The organism is Enhydrobacter sp. (genome assembly GCF_030246845.1).
Lineage (GTDB): Bacteria > Pseudomonadota > Alphaproteobacteria > Reyranellales > Reyranellaceae > Reyranella.
Genome location: NZ_CP126889.1, coordinates 2351661 through 2369895 on the forward strand (window position 1 = coordinate 2351661; position 18235 = coordinate 2369895).

At 66.4% G+C, this 18235-nt stretch carries 18 protein-coding genes; 14 read left to right on the forward strand and 4 right to left on the reverse strand.

Annotation, left to right across the window (positions count from 1 at the left end):
* Nucleotides 1-15 precede the first annotated feature (15 nt).
* From OJF58_RS11795 to OJF58_RS11840, 10 genes are all read left to right on the forward strand, one after another.
* Nucleotides 16-1647: a thiamine pyrophosphate-requiring protein gene (locus OJF58_RS11795; protein ID WP_300784496.1), complete on the forward strand. Its 1632-nt coding sequence runs from the start codon at nt 16-18 to the stop codon at nt 1645-1647.
* 72 nt (nt 1648-1719) lie between these two features.
* Nucleotides 1720-2778: a TlpA disulfide reductase family protein gene (locus tag OJF58_RS11800; RefSeq protein WP_300784498.1), complete on the forward strand. Its 1059-nt coding sequence runs from the start codon at nt 1720-1722 to the stop codon at nt 2776-2778.
* A 409-nt stretch (nt 2779-3187) separates the two neighbouring features.
* The gene (locus tag OJF58_RS11805; RefSeq protein WP_300784499.1) at nt 3188-3637 is read left to right on the forward strand and encodes a (2Fe-2S)-binding protein; all 450 of its coding nucleotides are present in this window, start codon (nt 3188-3190) and stop codon (nt 3635-3637) included.
* A 10-nt stretch (nt 3638-3647) separates the two neighbouring features.
* Nucleotides 3648-5807 (forward strand): molybdopterin cofactor-binding domain-containing protein, encoded by a 2160-nt coding sequence (locus OJF58_RS11810; RefSeq protein ID WP_300784501.1) that lies wholly within the window; start codon nt 3648-3650, stop codon nt 5805-5807.
* Nucleotides 5808-5846: 39 nt separating this feature from the next.
* Entirely contained in the window at nt 5847-5984 is a 138-nt protein-coding gene (locus OJF58_RS11815) for a hypothetical protein (RefSeq protein ID WP_300784503.1), read from the forward strand.
* Between the two features lie 4 nt (nt 5985-5988).
* Entirely contained in the window at nt 5989-6435 is a 447-nt protein-coding gene (gene soxX, locus OJF58_RS11820) for a sulfur oxidation c-type cytochrome SoxX (RefSeq protein WP_300784504.1), read from the forward strand.
* Between the two features lie 49 nt (nt 6436-6484).
* Nucleotides 6485-7255 (forward strand): sulfur oxidation c-type cytochrome SoxA, encoded by a 771-nt coding sequence (soxA, locus tag OJF58_RS11825; RefSeq protein WP_300784506.1) that lies wholly within the window; start codon nt 6485-6487, stop codon nt 7253-7255.
* A gap of 133 nt (nt 7256-7388) precedes the next feature.
* On the forward strand, nt 7389-7661 hold the full coding sequence (locus OJF58_RS11830) for a hypothetical protein (protein ID WP_300784508.1): 273 nt from the start codon (nt 7389-7391) through the stop codon (nt 7659-7661).
* 64 nt (nt 7662-7725) lie between these two features.
* The gene (locus OJF58_RS11835) at nt 7726-8217 is read left to right on the forward strand and encodes an Lrp/AsnC family transcriptional regulator (protein ID WP_300784509.1); all 492 of its coding nucleotides are present in this window, start codon (nt 7726-7728) and stop codon (nt 8215-8217) included.
* Nucleotides 8218-8286: 69 nt separating this feature from the next.
* Nucleotides 8287-9084, forward strand: coding sequence for a class II aldolase/adducin family protein (locus tag OJF58_RS11840; protein WP_300784511.1), 798 nt, complete (start codon nt 8287-8289; stop codon nt 9082-9084).
* Between the two features lie 134 nt (nt 9085-9218).
* Here OJF58_RS11840 and OJF58_RS11845 read toward each other — a convergent pair whose 3' ends face one another.
* From OJF58_RS11845 to OJF58_RS11855, 3 genes are read right to left on the reverse strand one after another with little or no spacing between them, the layout of a single operon-like run.
* Nucleotides 9219-9701 carry a DUF3237 domain-containing protein gene (locus OJF58_RS11845; protein ID WP_300784513.1) on the reverse strand — a complete coding sequence of 161 codons (483 nt, stop codon included), beginning with the start codon at nt 9699-9701 and terminating at the stop codon, nt 9219-9221.
* Nucleotides 9701-10867: an acyl-CoA dehydrogenase family protein gene (locus OJF58_RS11850; protein WP_300784515.1), complete on the reverse strand. Its 1167-nt coding sequence runs from the start codon at nt 10865-10867 to the stop codon at nt 9701-9703. The genes OJF58_RS11845 and OJF58_RS11850 overlap by 1 nt, the downstream gene beginning before the upstream one ends.
* 13 nt (nt 10868-10880) lie before the next feature.
* Nucleotides 10881-12476, reverse strand: coding sequence for a GMC family oxidoreductase N-terminal domain-containing protein (locus OJF58_RS11855; RefSeq protein ID WP_300784517.1), 1596 nt, complete (start codon nt 12474-12476; stop codon nt 10881-10883).
* Between the two features lie 76 nt (nt 12477-12552).
* Between OJF58_RS11855 and OJF58_RS11860 the strand changes: the two genes are divergently transcribed.
* Nucleotides 12553-14202, forward strand: a complete 1650-nt coding sequence (locus tag OJF58_RS11860; protein WP_300784519.1) for a thiamine pyrophosphate-binding protein — start codon at nt 12553-12555, stop codon at nt 14200-14202.
* 58 nt (nt 14203-14260) lie between these two features.
* Here OJF58_RS11860 and OJF58_RS11865 read toward each other — a convergent pair whose 3' ends face one another.
* Entirely contained in the window at nt 14261-15043 is a 783-nt protein-coding gene (locus OJF58_RS11865) for an aldolase/citrate lyase family protein (RefSeq protein WP_300784521.1), read from the reverse strand.
* Nucleotides 15044-15094: 51 nt separating this feature from the next.
* On the opposite strand from OJF58_RS11865, the gene OJF58_RS11870 reads away from it, so the two are divergent.
* From OJF58_RS11870 to OJF58_RS11880, 3 genes are all read left to right on the forward strand, one after another.
* Entirely contained in the window at nt 15095-15472 is a 378-nt protein-coding gene (locus OJF58_RS11870) for a VOC family protein (protein ID WP_300784523.1), read from the forward strand.
* Between the two features lie 78 nt (nt 15473-15550).
* Nucleotides 15551-17146, forward strand: a complete 1596-nt coding sequence (locus OJF58_RS11875) for an ABC transporter substrate-binding protein (RefSeq protein WP_300784524.1) — start codon at nt 15551-15553, stop codon at nt 17144-17146.
* Between the two features lie 140 nt (nt 17147-17286).
* Nucleotides 17287-18234: an ABC transporter permease gene (locus tag OJF58_RS11880; protein WP_300784525.1), complete on the forward strand. Its 948-nt coding sequence runs from the start codon at nt 17287-17289 to the stop codon at nt 18232-18234.
* Nucleotide 18235 lies beyond the last annotated feature (1 nt).

Consider the following 18235-nt stretch of genomic DNA (forward strand, 5'->3'; position numbering starts at 1 on the left):
CGAAGGAGGAGCGAGATGAAGACCGGACCGGCGATCGCCGACATCCTGAAGAGGGAGGGCGTGGAGTATCTCTTCGCCTATCCGGTCAACCATCTGATCGAGGCCTGTGCCGCCATCGACATCCGGCCCATCATCGTGCGCCAGGAGCGCATCGGCCTGCACATGGCCGACGCCATGTCCCGCCTGACCAAGGGCCGCAAGATGGGCGTGTTCTGCATGCAGAGCGGCCCGGGCTCCGAGAACGCCTATGGTGGCGTGGCGCAGGCCTACGGCGAATCGATCCCGCTGCTGGTGATCCCGCAGGGCTATCCGCGCCGCATCGCGCACATCCCGCCCAACTTCAACTCGACACGCGCCATGGCGCATGTCGCCAAGCACTGCGAGCCGGTGACCTCGGGCAAGGAGGTGGCGAACATCATGCGCCGCGCCTTCAGCCTGCTGCGCAACGGCCGCGGCTCGCCCGTGATCGTCGAGCTGCCGGCCGACGTCTATGCCGAGGAGGCGCCCGATCCGCTGCCCTACGAGCCGGTCGTCGTCACCAAATACGGGCCCGATCCCGCCGCGGTGAAGCAGGCGGCTCAAGTCTTGATGGCGGCCAGGCGGCCGGTGATCTACGCGGGCCAGGGCGTGCACTGGGCCGAAGCCTATGCGGAGCTCAAGGAACTGGCCGAGCTTCTGGCGATTCCCGTCTGCACCAGCCTCGAAGGCAAGAGCGGCTTCGACGAGACCCATCCGCTGGCGCTGGGCTCGGGCGGGCGGGCCTATCCGAAGGCGGTGCGAAGCTTCCTCGACCGCTCCGACGTGATCCTGGGTGTGGGCTGCTCCTTCACCGAGACCAACTTCGGCATTTCCATGCCGCAGGGCAAGACCGTCATCCACGCCACGCTCGATCCTGCGCACCTCAACAAGGACGTGAAGATCAAGCACGGCCTGGTGGGTGACGCGAAGCTCACGCTCGCGGCGCTGGTCGCCGCCTGCAAGGCGGCCGGCGCCACCAAGCGCGACGCCTCGGCGGTGGCGGCCGAGATCAAGCAGATCGAGAGCGAGTGGCTGAAGGAATGGCTGCCCAAGCTCAAGAGCGGCGATGCGCCACTCAATCCCTATCGCGTGCTGTGGGACCTGCAGCATACGGTGGACATCGCCAACACCATCATCACCCACGATGCCGGCAGCCCGCGCGACCAGCTCTCGCCGTTCTGGAAGACCAGGGCGCCGCACACCTATATCGGCTGGGGCAAGACCACGCAGCTCGGCTATGGCCTCGGCCTCGCCATGGGCGCCAAGCTCGCCTGTCCGGACAAGCTTTGCATCAATGTCTGGGGCGATGCCGCCATCGGCTTCACCGGCATGGACTTCGAGACCGCGGTGCGCGAGCGCATCCCGATCCTGTCGATCCTGCTCAACAACTTCTCGATGGCGATCGAGCTGCACATCATGCAGGTCTCGACCGAGAAGTACCGCTCGACCGACATCTCCGGCGACTATGCCGCCATGGCCCGGGCCTTCGGCGGCTACGGCGAGCGGGTGACCAAGCCCGAAGACATCGTGCCGGCGATCCAGCGCGGCATCGAGCAGACCCGCAAGGGCGTGCCCGCCCTGCTGGAGTTCATCACCTCGAAGGAAGTGTCGATCTCGGTACCGAAGTAACGCGTTTTTGTCGTCCCGGGCACAGCGAGAGGTCTTTTCCGGACTGGGGAAAGATGCTTCGCTTCGCTCAGTATGACACGAATACTTACCCCGACTTCCGAGCATGAGGTCGCCGTCCATGACGGCCTCTGGATGAGCGCGACCGATGCGGAGAAGGTCACGGGCTGGACGCTGAAACCGGAAGGCATGTGCCGTGCCGACGTCTGCGTGCCGATGCCGGGCTCCGCCGTGGGCGCGAGCGAGGTCGACCTCGCGGCCTTCTGGAGGCAGCTCGGCGGTCCGGTTGTCACCAGCGATGCGCACGACGTCTGGGCGCTGGGCGCGCCGGCCGAGGAGCGCAACGCCGCGCTCGACGGTCTCGAGGCTCCCGATTTCACCCTGCCCGACGTCGATGGTGTCCCGCGCACGCTGTCTCAGCTCCGTGGCAAGAAGGTCTTTCTCGCCACCTGGGCCAGTTGGTGAGGGTGCCGCTTCGACCTGCCCGTGTGGCAGCAACTCTACGATGAGCTGAAGGACAAGGGCTTCATGGTGGTGGCCGTGGCGGAGGAAAGCCGCGGCGCCGAGCACGCCCGGCCCTGGATCGAGCAGGCCAAGTCGAGCTACTGGCAGCTCATCGACACCGAGCATCGGCTGAGCGACCTCTACAATCTCGTCAACGTGCCGCAGGCGGTGTGGATCGACGAGCAGGGCCGCATCGCGCGGCCGCCCGAGACGGCGGGATCGACGGATCATTTCCGCCGCATGGACCTCGCCACGCGCACCATGTCGCCGGAAGATCAGGCGGCGCGGCTCGCCGCCCGTCGGGCCTATCTCGACGCCGTGCGCGATTGGGTGACGACCGGCAGGCACGCGCTTGCCGCCGATGCGGCGCGCGCCGGGCTCCCCCGGGTCACGCCGGAGATCGCCGAGGCGCGGGCGCGCTTTCGGCTCGGCGTCTGGCTGCGCGCGCACGGCCGCGCAGAAGAGGGCGACCGGCAGCTCGCCGAGGCCAGCCGGCTGCATCCCGAGTCCTGGAGCATGTGGCGCCAGGCGGCCGATCTCGACGAGGTCGGCAAGGCCTCCGGTCCGGAGTTCTGGAAACGCGTGCAGGCGTTGGGCGACCGGCCTTACTATCCTCCGCCCAAGCTGTAGGGGGAGCCGATGCGCCTTGCCTGGCGTGATCTCGGAACGCTGGGGGCCGACAGGGCGCACGGCAGGATCGTCGGGATCAGTGGCCCGCGCTGCGGGTCCGTTTCACCCCCGACGAGACGGCAAAGCTTCTGGGCGGCAACTACCGGCGCGTGTTGGCGACGAGCCTTGGCTGATCTTGCTCAAGAAGAAGTGTCATTCTGAGCGAAGCGAAGAATCTTCCGCCAGCGCTGATCAAAGATCCCTCGCTGCGCTCGGGGATGACACAAAAGTTCGTGAGCGAGAGGACTTGAAGGGCGCAGCGTTTCTCACGCGAGTTTGAAGGAGCGCGAGCCCGGCGGCCTTTTTGCCGTCATGCGCAGGCGCTAGCGTTCTTCCATCTTCGAACAACGCTCCACCCCGGGAGATCGCCATGGCTGTCCTGAACGTCAATGGAAAGTCGCTGCAGGCGAATGCCGATCCACGCACGCCGCTTCTCTGGGTGCTGCGCGATACGCTGGGGCTTACCGGCACCAAGTATGGATGCGGCATTGCCCAGTGCGGCGCCTGCACCGTGCATATCGATGGCGTCGCCACCCGCTCCTGCCAGGTGCCGCTGAGCTCGGTCGGCGGAAAGAAGATCGTGACCATCGAGGGCCTGGCCGAGGACGGGCAGTTGAACAAGATCCAGCAGGCCTGGCTCGATCACGACGTGCCCCAGTGCGGCTACTGCCAGAGCGGGATGATCATGGCGGCGACGGCGCTGCTGGCCGCCAAGCCGCAGCCGACCGACGCCGATATCGATGCAGCGATGACCAATATCTGCCGCTGCGGCACCTACAAGCAGGTGCGCGAGGCGATCCGCGCCGCGGCCAAGGCGTGAGGAGGAAATCATGACGATCCAATCCCCGATCGGCCGCCGTGGCTTCCTGATCAGCGGCGCGGCCGTGGCTGGCGGCTTTGCCCTCGGGTTTCGCCTGTCCGCCGCCCGGGCCGCCGAGGCGAAAGAGATCGACGCCTGGGTGGTGATCCACCCCGACGACCGTGTGGTGATCCGCATTGCCCGCTCCGAGATGGGGCAGGGCACGCTGACCGGACTCGCCCAGCTCGTGGCCGAGGAACTCGAGTGCGACTGGAGCAAAGTCTCGACCGAGTACCCGACCCCGGGCGAGAACCTGCGACGCGCTCGCGTGTGGCGTGATCTTGCGACCGGCGGCAGCCGCGGCATTCGCGGCAGCCAGCAATACGTGCGCGAAGGCGGCGCTATCGCGCGCGAGATGCTGATTGCGGCGGCCGCGACCGAATGGAAAGCGCCCGCCAGCGAGTGCAAGGCGGCGGACAGCGTCGTGACGCACACGCCATCCGGCCGGACGCTGCGCTACGGCGAGCTCGCCGCCGCGGCGGCGAAACTCGAGCCGCCCCGGCAGGTGACGCTCAAGGAGCCGAAGGACTGGAAGCTGATCGGCAAGCCGGTCAAGCGACTGGACACGCTCGACAAGCTCACGGGCAAGCAGGTCTACGGTATCGACATGCGTCTGCCGGGTATGCTGACGGCCACGGTGAAGGCCTGCCCGGTGTTCGGCGGCAAGCTAAGGAGCTTCGATGCCGCCAAGGTCGAGAGGATGCGCGGCGTCAAGAAGGTCGTATCGATCGACGACAACGCGGTCGCCGTGATCGCCGACACCTACTGGAACGCGCACACCGCGCTCGAGGCCCTCCCGGTGCAGTGGGATGTCGGCAAGTTCGGCGAGCTGCAGCAGGATGCCGTCATGGCGATGCTGAAGGAGGGGTTGGAGGCCGGGGAAGCCTTCGTCGGAAACGAGGCGGGCGACGCCGCGGCGGCGATCACCGGCGCCGCGCAGAGGGTCGAAGCGGTCTATGCCTTTCCCTGGCAGTACCACGCCACGATGGAGCCCATGAATGCCACCGCACTCTACACGGCCGACAGATGCGAGGTGTGGTGCGGCACGCAGAATGGCGAGGCGGCCCTTGCGGTCGCGGCCGAGGCAGCCGGGCTGCCGGTCGCCAAATGCGACGTCCACAAGCTTATGCTGGGCGGCGGTTTTGGCCGCCGCGGCCGCAGCGACTACGTGCGCCAGGCCGTGCTGGTCGCCAGGCAGATGCCGGGCACGCCCATCAAGCTCCTCTGGTCGCGCGAGGAAGACGCAACGCACGATCAGTACCATCCCATCACGATGTGCAAGCTCACCGGCGGGCTCGACAGCGACGGCAGGCTGGTCGGTCTGCATATGCGCCTCTCCGGACAGTCGATCCGCGCCTCCTTGGCCCCGCAGAGCCTCCAGGCCAAAGGTGATCCCGGCGTCTTCCAGGGTCTCAACCCAGGCGGCCGGGAAGCGGCCTATGGTTACGACGTGCCGAATCTCCTGATCGATCACGCGATGCGCAACCCGCATCTTCCGGCTGGCTTCTGGCGTGGCGTGAACACGAACCAGAATGCGGTCTACATGGAATGCTTCATGGATGAACTGGCCCATGCCGCCGGTCGGGACCCGCTCGATTTCCGCCTCGGGATGCTGAAGCCCCGGCACGCCGAGGTGCTCAAGGCCGCGGCGGAGAAAGCCGGCTACGGCAAGCCACTGCCGGAAGGCCATGTCCATGGGCTGGCCCAGATCATGGGCTATGGCAGCTACGTCGCCGCTGTCGCCGAAGTTTCGGTAAGCGGCGACGGCATCCTCAAGATCCACAAGATCACGGCCGCCACTAATCCGGGCCATGCCGTCAATCCGGCGCAAATCGACCGTCAGGTCGCGGGATCGTTCGCCTTCGGCCTGTCGGCGGCCCTCTATGGCGAGGTGACGGTGAAGGACGGCGCCGTCGAGCAGACCAACTTCGACAGCTACAATGTGATGCGCCTGGACGAGATGCCCGACGTCGACGTTGTCCTCATGCCATCTGGTGATTTCTGGGGTGGGGTCGGAGAGCCGACCATCGCCGTCGCCGCGCCGGCGGTGCTGAACGCCATATACAAGGCCACCGGCAAGCGGATCCGCCAACTGCCGCTCATGAGCAACGACCTGAAGAAGGGTGCCTGATGTCGCGTCGGCCGATAGCGGCATCGGCCGGTTCTGTCGATGTTTGCCGACGCGGCCGAACCGCTGCTGCATGCGGTCATGCGCGCCCAAGCCGCGGCAAAGGCCGTGGTGCGCGGTCGCGGGGCACGATATGTCGAGGCAGGCTTCCGCATCCTCATGGGCGAGATGTTCAGATAACGGCATGCGTTTCATCATTTGCCTCGCCGCCGCCCTGGCGCTTCTGCCCCTCAATGCCCGATCGCAGGAAGGGCTTCGCTCCTACGTCATCGTGGGCGATTCGATTCCCGATTCGTTGACGGGGAAGGCGGGCGACGCTGCGCGCGGCCGCGCCCTCGTCGCCGATCGCAGCGCCGGCTTCTGCCTGCTCTGCCATCGCGCGCCCCTTCCCGAGGAGCGCTTCCAGGGCGATCTCGCGCCCGATCTCGCCGGGGCGGGCACGCGCTGGAGTGAAGGCCAGCTTCGCTTGCGTCTGGTCGATGCCTCCCGCCTGAACCCGGTTACGATCATGCCGCCCTACTATCGCCTCGATCGCCTGCAGCGTGTGGCGCGGAACTTCGCCGGCAAGCCCATATTGAATGCGCAGCAGATCGAGGATGTCGTGGCCTATCTCGCCAGCCTCACGAAGTGATGATCCGGGACCTTGCCGCGCGTCGCGCCCTCGCCGTGGAGTCCGCGACATGAGGAGGCTGCCGGTCGTCTTGGGATTGGTGATCGTTTTCCTCGCCTCGCTCGCCGTGGCGCAAGGCCGCAAGGACCAACGCCGCTCGGGTTACCAGGACATGAGCCCGGCACTGCAGCGGATGCAGGACGACGACGCCGCCAATCCCGCGATGCCCCGTGTGCGGGCGGGCGAAGCGCTCTGGAAGGGGAAGGCCGGCCGCGCGGACAAGGCCTGCGCCGACTGCCACAACGCCGACAGCATGAAGGGCGTGGCGGCCCGCTATCCCGCGATTCCGCCCGGCGCGGACAGGCCGGTCGACCTCGAAGGACGGATCGATCTCTGTCGCACCGAGCATCAGAAGGCCGAGCCGTTCGGTCCCGAGAGCGAGCCGCTCCTCGATCTTGCGGCCTACGTGGCCTTCCAGTCGCGCGGCATGCCGATCGCGCCGCCGGACGATCCTCGCCTTGCTTCCTTCCGTGCGCATGGAGGGGAGCTTTTCAAGGAGCGGCAGGGCCAGCTCAATCTCTCCTGCGCCAACTGCCACGACGACAATGCCGGAAAGAAGCTGGGCGGCGCCACCATCCCGCAGGGCCATCCGACCGGCTATCCGGTTTATCGTCTGGAATGGCAGGCGCTGGGCTCGCTGAAACGGCGGCTGCGCAATTGCCTGATCGGCATGCGCGCGGAGCCCTTCGACTACGACTCGCCGGAATACCTCGATCTCGAGCTTTACTTGATGGATCGGGCGAAGGGCATGGCGATCGATGCGCCGGCCGTGCGACCCTGATCCCACCCCTGTCTGCCGACATCAGAACATTCTGCGCCGTCGGCGGTTCGGGAATTTTCTTCCTCCCCGTGCCGGCGCATTCGGCAGCCGGTTTCATTGAGGCGCGGAACGGCCGCGTCTTAGATTGCCGCGTATGTCGTCCCTCGCTACCGAACTCCTTTCGCGCGCCGCGGGCTTCCTGGCGGCGAGCTATGGCGAAGCCGGGCTCTGGGTCGTCTCGGCGCGGGGCCGCATCGTCGGGTCGCTTGCCGATACCGAGGAGGGCTGGCGGCTGTCCTGGTTCGAAGGCGCCGATATTCGCCTGGCCAACTATGCCGGCAGGATCGATGGTGATCTCGAGGCGCTGTCGCAGGCCCTGACGTTGCGGCTGGGCGCCCCGGTCCGGCTGGACCCATTGCCGGGCTGAGACCGGTTGAGTTTGTGCCGCCCGGACCCGACACTGCGGGTCGCGGCGCCGGATAGGACTCCTCATGGACGCGATCGACCGGAAGATAGTGGCCCTCCTGCAGGAAGATGCCAGCCTTTCGCTGGCGCAGATCGCCCATCGCGTGGGCCTCTCGCAAAGCCCGTGCTGGAAGCGCATCCAGCGGCTGGAGAAGGCCGGTGTCATCCTGAAGCGCGTGGCGCTGGTGTCGCCGGAAGCGCTGGGGATGGGCCTCACCGTGTTCGTGTCGATCGAGACCGGCGACCATTCGTCGGCCTGGCTCGCGAAATTCGCCCAGACCGTGACCGCCATGCCCGAGGTGATGGAGTTCCACCGCATGGCTGGCGACATCGACTACATGCTGCGCGTCGCCGTGCCCAACATGCAGGCCTACGACGCCTTTTACAAGAAGCTGATCGACACCATGCCGCTCAAGAACGTCACCTCGCGTTTCGCCATGGAGCGCATCAAGTCGACGACGGCCTATCCCTTGCCGGCCGACCCGCGAAATCTGCGCGAGTTGAAAAAGAAGGGCTGACCGGCGGCGGTGGACGGCCGGCGTTGCGAAGCGCTACGGTTCGGCATTGCCGACAAACCGGAGCCCTCCATGAGCGTCCATGCGCTGAAGACGTCGAAAGTCGCCAACCTCCGCGCGAAGGTCTCGCCGGAGGAATGGCAGGCCCGTGTCGATCTCGCCGCCTGCTACCGGCTGATGGACCTCTACGGCATGTCCGACCTGATCGCCAACCACATCTCGGTGCGCGTGCCGGGCGAGCCCGATGCCTTCCTGATCAACGCCTACGGGCTCCTCTACGAGGAGATCACCGCGTCGAGCCTGCTCAAGATCGATCACGAGGGGAGCATCCTCGCCAAGCCGGATTTCGGCCCGGGCCTCGACTATGGCGTCAATCGCGCCGGCTTCGTCATCCATAGCGCGATCCACATGGCCAAGCCCGACGTCAACTGCGTGATCCACACCCACACCTGGCCCGGCATGGCGGTCTCGACCATGGAATGCGGGCTGCTCGCCAACACCCAGACCTCGATGCGCTTCGCCCATATCAGCTACCACGACTTCGACGGCGTGGTGCTCGACCTCGCCGCGCGCGAGGGGCTGGTGAGGGATCTCGGCGACAACAACGCGATGATCCTGCGCAATCACGGCCTGCTGACCACCGGCGCCACGATCCCCGAGGCCTTCAACGCCATGCATCGGCTGGAGCTTTCCTGCAAGACCCAGGTCGCGGCGATGTCGTGCAACACCAGGCTGATCGAGGTCCCGGCCGACGTGGTCGAGGCGACCTACCAGAACTACCAGCCGCATGTCCGACGCCCGTTCGGCCTGCTCGACTGGCCAGCGCTGCTGCGCAAGCTCGACCGCCTCGATCCGAGCTTCCGGGATTAGCCCGATTCGGGCTTCCGGCAAGCCCGTGTCATCCCGAGCGTAGCGAGGGGATCTTTCGCGGGGCCTTCAAAGATTCCTCGCTGCGCTCGGAATGACGCAGCAGTTGGAACAGGCTTTTGTTTACGATGCCCCAGTCAAAGCACCTCGTGGAAGCCGATCGCGACGCGGTCGGGGGTGCGGGCGGCGACGCCGACGAAGGTCGCGCGCTCCATCCATTTGAGCGACGGGTCGGCGGTCTCGAAGCGCGGCGCGGTGCGGAAATGGTAGCTGTCGAAGGGCACCAGCTCGCCTTTCGACATGCGTGCCAGCACCTGGGGACTGGCGACGCGCAGGCCATCGTTCTGCACGTAGACCAGCGCGCCCGACCTGCTGCGGATGGTGTAGCGCGCCACCACCTCGATCGCGCCGTCCGGGCGGACGATTTGCCAGTCGGCGCCGCCCGGCAGGATCTCGCCCTCGAAGCGCGGGCCATGCGCCTCGCCGCCCAGGATGTCGACGATGCGGCGATGGCCGCGTGCCGTCTGGCCGAGGTCCTGGATCGGTCCCACCTTCACCTTGACGGCGAAGGCAAAGCGCAGGGAAGGCGGCGTCGTGAGGAAGCGCTCGATCTCGTCCATCACGCCGCCTTCGGCTTGCCGAGGAGATGGTCGGAAATGATGCGTTGCTGGATCTCCGACGTGCCCTCGAAGATCTTGGTGAGACGGGCGTCGCGCCAGTAGCGCTCGACGGCATGCAGCGTGGTGTAGCCCGCGCCGCCGAAGATCTGCAGCGCCTCGGAGGTCACGCGCTCGGCCATTTCGGAGGCGTGGAACTTCACCATCGCGGCCTCCTTGTCGCATCGGCGCTTCTGGTCGATCTCGTCGCAGACGTAGTACATGAGCTGACGCGAGGCCTCGATCTCCGTCGCCATGCGGGCGAGCCGAAAGCGGGTGTTCTGGAATTCGCCGATCGCCTGGCCGAACTGCCTCCGCTCCTGCGCATAGGCGGTCGCATCCTCCAGCGCGCCGCGCGCGAGCCCAATTGCGCGGGCGGCCGTATGGGCTCGCGCCCGTTCGAGGCCGGCCGAGATGTAATAGAAGGCGCGGCCTTCCTCGCCGATCAGCGCCGAGGCGGGAAGCCGGCAATTGTCGAAGGCGAGCTCCCAGGTCTTCCAGCCGAAGTAGCCGATCTTGGGAATGGGCGCGCCGCGCACGCCGTCGGGCAGCGTGCCGCGCTTCTTCTCGATCAGGAACGACGAGAGGCCCACATGCTTGCGCTTCGGGTCCGCCGGATCGGAGGTGCGCGCGACCAGCATGATGTAGTCGGCGCCATCGGCGAAGGTGCACCAGTACTTGTTGCCGTTGATCACCCAGCTATCGCCGTCGCGACGCGCACGGCAGGAGATGTTGCCGAGGTCGGAGCCGACATCCGGTTCCGACATGGCCGCCGCGCCCAAAAACTCGCCGCGGGCGGCGCGCGGCAGGAAGGCCGCGCGTTGCTCCTCGGTCATGCCGCGGCCGGCGCTGAGGCCATTGCCGCGGGCGATGATGGAGGCGACGCTCATCCAGGCGCGCGCCAGCTCCTCGGTGATCAGGCAGTATTCGAAGACGCCGAGCCCCATGCCGCCGTATTGCTCGGGAATGACGATGCCGAAATAGCCCATGTCCGCCAGCTTCCGGATCAGCTCGGCCGGGATGTCGCCTTTTTCGGGATCGAGCTTGTTGGCGATCGGCAGCACCTCCTTCATGGCGAAGGCGCGCGCCGTCTCCTGGATCATGCGTCGCTCGTCGGTCATGTAACCCATCGTCTTCCTCTTTCTATTGCCGTGCGTCCTCGCGGATCATCGCCGCGCCCTTCTCGGCGATCATGATGGTGGGAGCGTTGGTGTTGCCGGTGGTGAGGGTGGGCATCACCGAGGCGTCGATCACGCGCAGGCCCTCGATGCCATGCACCTTGAGGCGCGAATCGACGACCGCGCGCGGATCCTCGCCCATCTTGCAGGTGCCGACCGGGTGATAGAGCGTGTTGCCGGACCGCCGGGCATAGGCCAGGAGGTCCTCGTCCTTCTGGATGTCGGGGCCGGGCTGGATCTCGCCGCGGCTGTGCTGGCCGAGCGCCGGCGCGGCGAAGATGCGCCGCACATGGCGCGTGCCGCCCAGAAGCGCCAGCTCGTCGGTGCGGGCCGTGAGATAGTTGGGCCGGATGGCCGGCCGCTCGAACGGATCGGGCGAGCTCGCCATGATCGTGCCGCGGCTGTCGGGCTTCACCACGCACACCACGCAGCTCATGCCGGGCCGTTCGTCGAGCTGGCCGAACTTCAGCGGGTGCGTGCTGCCCGGCGTGAACAGGAGCTGCAGGTCGGGCGAGGCGAGCCCTTCGCGGCTGTCGCAGAAGACCTGGGCCGTCGTGACGCCGAAAGTGAGGGCGCCGCGGCCGGTGGTGGCGAAGCGCACGATCTCCGGCAGGACGCGCGGGAAGCGCGCGATCTCGTTCACCGTCGGCGTGCCGTGCACGCGATGCACGACGCGGATCACATAGTGGTCGATCAGATTGGCGCCGACACCCGGCAGGTCGCGCACGACGGGAATGCCGAGCGACTGCAGATGCGCGCCCGGTCCGATGCCCGATATCTGCAGGAGGTGCGGCGAGTTGACCGTGCCGCCGGCGACGATCACCTCGCGAAGGGCGCGCACATGCGTGAGGTTGCCGCCGCGCCGAAAGGTGATGCCGGTGCAGAGCCGGCCCTCGAAGCTCAGCTTGCCGCCCTGCGCGTCTGTCTCGATGCGCAGGTTGGGCCGGCGGCGCGCCTCGCGCAGGAAGGTCTGCGCCGTCGAGCCGCGAAACCGGCCGCGCCGCGTCATCTGGGAATAGCCCACGCCGTAACGCTGCCTGCCGTTGAGGTCGGGATTGAACGGGAAGCCCGCCTGCTGGGCGGCTTCCACGAAGCGATGGGTGAGGGGCAGGATGGTGCGGTAGTCCTCGACCTTCAGCGGGCCGCCGTGGCCGCGCACCTCGGGATCGCCCTTCTGCACGTAGTGCTCGGATTTCCTGAAGTAAGGCAGCACGTCGTCCCAGCTCCAGCCGCGGCAACCCATCTGCGCCCAGCCGTCGAAGTCGGCCGGCGCGCCGCGGACATAGAGCATGCCGTTGATCGAGCTCGACCCGCCGAGCGTGCGCCCGCGCGGCCAGTCGATGCGGCGTTCGCCCGAGCCCTTCTCCGGCTCGGTGGTGAAATTCCAGTTCACCAGCGGATTTCGGATCAGCGATCGCATGCCGGCCGGGATATGGATCATCGGGTGCCAGTCGTTCGGCCCGGCCTCCAGCAGGATCACCGACGCGCCGGTTTCCGACAGACGAGACGCGACCACGCATCCGGCCGAGCCGGCGCCCACCACGACATAATCCGCCTGCATGGCGTTTCCTCCCGATAGCGCTCGACAAGCTCCATCGCTTTCTCATACCAAGCAAGGGAATTGAGGGAGCGGAAAGATGCGCGGTCGCCAGGTTCTCATGCAGACGCTCGTCAACCATGGCGTCGATCGCATCTTCGGCAATCCCGGCACGACCGAGAGTCCGCTGCTCGACTCGCTGCTCGACTACCCGCAGATCCGGTACATCGTGCACCTGCACGAAGGCGTCGCGGTCGGCGCCGCGAGCTTCTATGCGCAGGCGAGCGGCAAGACCGCGTTCGTGAACCTGCACGTGGCGCCGGGCCTCGGCAATGCGATCGGCATGATCTACGGTGCGCTCAAGAACAACTCGCCGATGGTCGTGACGGCCGGCCAGCAGGATACGCGCCTGCGGCTGCGCGACCCCGTTCTGGGCCACGATCTCGCGGCGATGGCGGCGCCCGTCACCAAGTGGAGCGTGCAGGTCGAGCGTGCCGACGAGCTGGGGCCCGTGCTGCAGCGCGCCTTCAAGACCGCCAACGAGGCGCCGGCAGGTCCGGTGTTCGTGGCGCTGCCGATCGACGTCATGGAGCAGGAGACCGCGATCCCGGCCGGGCGGCCGGCGACGCTGTTTTCGGCGAGCCGTCCCGATCCGGCCGGCATTGCCGCCATGGCGAAGCACATCGCCGCGGCAAAGGCGCCGGCGATCGTGGCCGGCGACGACGTCGCCCGCGCCGGCGCCGTCGACACGCTCGTGAGGCTGGTCGACAATCTCGGCGCCGCGGTCTGGTTCGAGGGCCTGCGCGGCCGCAATGCCTTCCCGACCGATCATCCGGCCTGGCGCGGTACGCTCGCTTTCGATGCGCCGGGCGTGGCCAGGCAGCTTGCGGCGAACGACCTCGTGCTGATGATGGGCGGACCGTTCTTCGAGGAAGTGTGGTATGCGCCGGGTTCGCCGTTCGCATCCGGCACGAAGGTGCTTCAGATCGAGGCGGCGCCGTCGCGGCTCGCCTACAATTTCGCGGTCGATGCGGGCGTGATCGCCAATGTGGGCGCCGCCCTCGAGGCGCTCGAAGCAGCGGTCAAGGTCGACGCGGCCGTCGCGAAGAAGCGCCGCGCCGCGCTCGAGGCGCAGAAGGAGGCCGAGGAGGCGGCGCAGAAGGCGCGGGTCGAGAAGGCCTGGTCGCGGTCGCCCACGTCGATGGCGCGCGCGATGGCGGAAATCCGTGCCGGCTCACCCGAGGGCGTCGTGGTCGTGGACGAGACGATCACGGCCAATCTCGACCTCTTCAAGACCTTCACCTTCAAGGGGGCCGGCGACTACTACAGCGGCCGCGGCGGCGGCATCGGGCAGGGCGTGGCCGGGGCGCTGGGCGTGGCGGTCGCCGACACGAGGCGGCCGATCCTCTGTCTCTCGGGCGACGGCTCGTCGATGTATTCCATCCAGGCGCTGTGGACGGCCGCACATCACGATCTGCCGATCGTGTTCGTGATCCTGGCCAACCGCGAGTACCGTGTGCTGAAGCATAATATCGACGCCTATCGCGCGCGCTTCGACGTCAAATCCAACAAGCCCTATATGCACATGGATCTGACGGGCCCGGCGCTCGGCTTCGTCGATCTCGCCCGCGGCATGGGCGTTGCCGGCACGCACGTCACCAAGGCCGACGATATCAACGCCGCCGTTGCCGCGGCCTTCGCGTCCGGAAAGCCGCATCTCCTGGAAATCGAGATCGAAGGGAAGCGGTAAAGGGGGATCGCGGGCTTCCAGCCCGCATCATGAGCGGGCTGGAGCCCGCGATCCCATCTCACTGCAACGCTCGCACCTTCGCCTGGTGCGCTCTCGCGGCGGCGGTGAGCATGGGGAGATCGTTGCCCGAAAGCAGGAGCTTCATGCCCTTGCCGGCGTAAAGCTTCAGCAGCTCGTCGCTGTAGGCGCCGCCCATGCCGGGCCACTTGCCGTGCTTCTTGCAGGCGGCAACCACCTTGTCGGCAGCGGCTTGCACCTTGGCATGCCCGTTCTCGCCCGGAATGCCGAGTTCCATCGACAGATCGCTCGAGCCAATCAGCAGGCAGTCGATGCCCGGCACGGCGGCGATTGACTCGGCGTTGTCGACCGCCTGGGGCGTCTCGATCATGACCGTGATCAGGGTGTTGTCGTCGCTTTGCCTGGTCATCTCGGCGAGCGGCATCGGCGCATAGTCGAACTGGGCCTGACCGCCGCCCACCGAGCGGTGGCCGCGCGGCGGATAGCGCAGCCGGTCGGCGATCTCGCTCGCTTCCTCCGCCGTGTCGACATGGGGGATCACGATGCCGAGCGCGCCGCCGTCGAGCACGCGCGTCGCCATGGTGAGTTCTCCGTGAGGTACCCGCACGATGGGGGCGATACCGGAGTCCTGGGCGGCGACCGAGATCTCGCAGGCGGTCTCGATCGACATCGCGCCGTGCTCGAGATCGAGGAACAACCAGTCGTAGCCGGCCGCCTTCATGACCTTGATGATATCGACATTACGCACCAGCCGCACGCCGATCCCGATGGCCAGCTCGTTCTTCTTCAACCGTGCCTTGGCGGCGTTGACCGCAATGCCCATCGTTTCCTCCGTGACTTCCGCCTTGTGTCGGGCGCGGCTAAGCTAGACGGCATGACTTTCCATGTCGAACGGATCGACCATGTCGTGCTGCGGGTGCGCAACCTCGCCGGCATGGTCCGGTTCTACGAGCAGGCGCTCGGCTTCAAGGTCGAGCGCACGCTGGACAGGCTCCATCTGGTGCAGATGCGGGCCGGCGCTTCGATGCTCGACCTGGTCCAGGCCGAACGGCCGGAATCGGGCGGCAATATGGATCACCTCTGCTTCCGCATCGAGCCGTTCGACCGGGAGGCCATCGCCGCCCGGCTGGCGCCGCTCGGCGTTGCGGTGGGCGAAACCGTGGAGCGCTACGGTGCCGAGGGCAACGGGCCGTCGCTCTATTTCGACGATCCCGAAGGCAACCAGATCGAGCTGAAGGGCGCGGCGCAATAGCGCTTGGCGAGTGCACACGATGTGTTAGCTTGGCGCGGCTCGATCAAGAAGCCGATCGCGTTCGTGGGAGGGAAATCGATGCGTTTTCGACTGGCATTGCTGGCAGCCGGGGTGGCTGGTTTGGTGACGGCTGCGTCACCGTCATTCGCGCAGAAGCAGGGCGGCACGTTGCATATTTCCCATCGCGACAATCCGCCCAGCGCCTCCATTCTCGAGGAAGCGACGATCTCCACCGTCCAGCCCTTCATGGCGGTGTTCAACAACCTCGTGGTCTTCGACCCCAAGGAGAAGATCAACAGCCCCGATCATATCGTGCCCGATCTGGCCGAGAGCTGGTCGTGGAACTCCGACAAGACCCAGCTCACCTTCAAGCTGCACAGCGGGGTGAAATGGCACGACGGCAAGCCGTTCACCGCCAAGGACGTGAAGTGCACGTGGGACGCGCTGGCTGGCAAGACCAAGTCTGACCTGATCCGCAAGGACCCGCGCGAGATCTGGTACAAGAACCTCAAGGAGGTCGACGTCAAGTCCGACACCGAGGTGACCTTCGTCCTGAACAGGCCGCAGCCCTCGTTCCTGTCGATGCTCGCCGCGGGCTATTCGCCGGTCTATGCCTGCCACGCCGATGGCCGCGAGATGCGGTCCAAGCCGATCGGCACCGGCCCCTTCAAGGTCGTCGAGTTCAAGCGCAATAATTCGATCAAGCTGGTGCGCAATCCCGACTACTGGAAGAAGGGCAAGCCCTACCTCGACGCCATCGAGTGGAAGATTGTGCCCAGCCGCAGCACGCGCTTGCTAGGCTTCGTCGCCGGCGAGTTCGACATGACCTTCGATTCAGACATCACCTTCCCGATGCTGAAGGACGTCAAGTCCCAGAAGCCCGATGCGGTTTGTGAGGCGCGGCCGACCGGCGTCAACGGCAACATCCTGCTCAATCGCGATGCGCCGCCGTTCGACAATGCCGAGCTGCGCAAGGCCTTGGTCCTGGCGATCGACCGCAAGCCCTTCAACGAGATCCTGTTCGAGGGCCATGCGTTGCCTGCCGAGCCGATGCTGCCGCCGCCGGCCGGTATCTGGGGCATGCCCAAGGAGATGCTGGAAACCATGCCGGGCTACGGGGCGGACGTCGAGAAGAACCGCGCCGAGGCGCGCAAGATCATGGAGAAGCTCGGCTACAGCAAGGACAAGCCGCTTAAGATCAAGGTCTCGACGCGCAATATCGCGATCTATCGCGATCCGGCCGTCATCCTGATCGACCAGCTCAAGCAAATCTACATCGAGGCCGAGCTCGACCCGATCGACACCACGGTCTGGCACACCAAGGTGCAGAACAAGCAGTACACGCTGGGCATGAACCTGACCGGCGTCGGCGTCGACGACCCCGACGTCAACTTCTATGAGAACTTCTACTCGACCTCTCCGCGCAACTATTCCGGCTACAAGAACCCGGAGGTCGACAAGATGATCGACCAGCAGTCGGCCGAGGTCGACCACGAGAAGCGCAAGAAGATGGTGTGGGAGATCGAGAAGAGGCTGATCGAGGACGGTGCCCGGCCGGTGCTCTACCAGGGCGTGGGCAACACCTGCTGGTCGCCGAAGCTGAAGGGCCTCGTCCTCCAGGATAACAGCATCTATAACGGCTGGCGTTTCGAGGACGTCTGGCTCGACCGCTAGGACGGCTTTCCGGCTCTCCCCCCGTTCGCGAGGGGAGAGACCGCGGCAGAGGGAGGGGGCGTGAGGCATCTCGGGAAGCTCATCGATCCGGTCCGGCGGATCGGCGGCCGGTTTCGTCGGATCACGGAGGCGGACGGCTGATGGCCGCCTACCTGACGCGCCGCATCCTCCTGATGGTGGTCACGCTGTTCGGCATGTCGGTGTTCATCTTCGTGCTGCTGCGCCTGGTTCCCGGCAATGTCGTCGACATCCTGGTCGACTCGGCGGGTATCGTCGATCCCCACGAGAAGGCCAAGATCGCCCATGAGCTCGGCCTCGACCGACCGATCCTCGAGCAGTACACGCAGTGGATCGGCGGGCTGGTGCATGGCGACCTGGGCTATGCCTATGTCTCGGAGCGTCCGGCCATCGAGGAGATCGCCCCGCGCGTGCCAGTCACTGCCAAGCTGGCGGGCCTCGCACTGTTCTTCTCGGTGCTCTTCGGCGTGCCGCTTGGCGTGATCAGCGCCGTCAAGCAGAACACCCGGCTCGACTACCTGTTGCGCGTCGTCAGCCTCAGCGGCCTCTCGTTGCCCTCGTTCTGGCTCGGCCTGCTGATCCTGATGGCATCGGTGCAGTGGTTCGGCGACATCCCGATCTACTCCAACCAACCGAAGAGCGTGCTCGACGAGCTGCTGCTGCTCAGCATCCCCGCGGCGGCCGTCGGCTTCCGCAGCTCGGCGCTGATCATGCGGCTCACGCGGTCGTCCATGCTCGAGGTGCTGCGCCAGGACTATATCCGCACCGCTCGGTCGAAGGGCGTTTCGCTGATGTCGGTCAACTACAAGCACGCGCTGCGCAATGCGCTACTGCCCGTGGTCACGATCATCGGCATCGAAGCCGCCTTTCTGATCGGCGGCCTGATCGTGACGGAGACAGTGTTCAATATCCCAGGCGTCGCGCGCTTCCTCGTCGAATCGATCCAGTGGCGCGACTATCCTATCGTGCAGAACCTGGTGATGATGATCGCCCTGATCGTCGTCATCGCCAACTTCCTGGTCGACATGGCCTACATGGCGCTCGACCCACGTATCAAGTACTCGGACTGAG

Bases quoted from the DNA above. Each gene is read 5' to 3' on its own strand.
- OJF58_RS11795 (WP_300784496.1), top strand. From the start codon at position 16: ATGAAGACCGGACCGGCGATCGCCGACATCCTGAAGAGGGAGGGCGTG.
- OJF58_RS11805 (WP_300784499.1), top strand. From the start codon at position 3,188: ATGGCTGTCCTGAACGTCAATGGAAAGTCGCTGCAGGCGAATGCCGAT.
- OJF58_RS11810 (WP_300784501.1), top strand. From the start codon at position 3,648: ATGACGATCCAATCCCCGATCGGCCGCCGTGGCTTCCTGATCAGCGGC.
- OJF58_RS11815 (WP_300784503.1), top strand. From the start codon at position 5,847: ATGTTTGCCGACGCGGCCGAACCGCTGCTGCATGCGGTCATGCGCGCC.
- soxX (WP_300784504.1), top strand. From the start codon at position 5,989: ATGCGTTTCATCATTTGCCTCGCCGCCGCCCTGGCGCTTCTGCCCCTC.
- soxA (WP_300784506.1), top strand. From the start codon at position 6,485: ATGAGGAGGCTGCCGGTCGTCTTGGGATTGGTGATCGTTTTCCTCGCC.
- OJF58_RS11830 (WP_300784508.1), top strand. From the start codon at position 7,389: ATGTCGTCCCTCGCTACCGAACTCCTTTCGCGCGCCGCGGGCTTCCTG.
- OJF58_RS11835 (WP_300784509.1), top strand. From the start codon at position 7,726: ATGGACGCGATCGACCGGAAGATAGTGGCCCTCCTGCAGGAAGATGCC.
- OJF58_RS11840 (WP_300784511.1), top strand. From the start codon at position 8,287: ATGAGCGTCCATGCGCTGAAGACGTCGAAAGTCGCCAACCTCCGCGCG.
- OJF58_RS11845 (WP_300784513.1), bottom strand. From the start codon at position 9,701: ATGGACGAGATCGAGCGCTTCCTCACGACGCCGCCTTCCCTGCGCTTT.
- OJF58_RS11850 (WP_300784515.1), bottom strand. From the start codon at position 10,867: ATGGGTTACATGACCGACGAGCGACGCATGATCCAGGAGACGGCGCGC.
- OJF58_RS11855 (WP_300784517.1), bottom strand. From the start codon at position 12,476: ATGCAGGCGGATTATGTCGTGGTGGGCGCCGGCTCGGCCGGATGCGTG.
- OJF58_RS11860 (WP_300784519.1), top strand. From the start codon at position 12,553: ATGCGCGGTCGCCAGGTTCTCATGCAGACGCTCGTCAACCATGGCGTC.
- OJF58_RS11865 (WP_300784521.1), bottom strand. From the start codon at position 15,043: ATGGGCATTGCGGTCAACGCCGCCAAGGCACGGTTGAAGAAGAACGAG.
- OJF58_RS11870 (WP_300784523.1), top strand. From the start codon at position 15,095: ATGACTTTCCATGTCGAACGGATCGACCATGTCGTGCTGCGGGTGCGC.
- OJF58_RS11875 (WP_300784524.1), top strand. From the start codon at position 15,551: ATGCGTTTTCGACTGGCATTGCTGGCAGCCGGGGTGGCTGGTTTGGTG.
- OJF58_RS11880 (WP_300784525.1), top strand. From the start codon at position 17,287: ATGGCCGCCTACCTGACGCGCCGCATCCTCCTGATGGTGGTCACGCTG.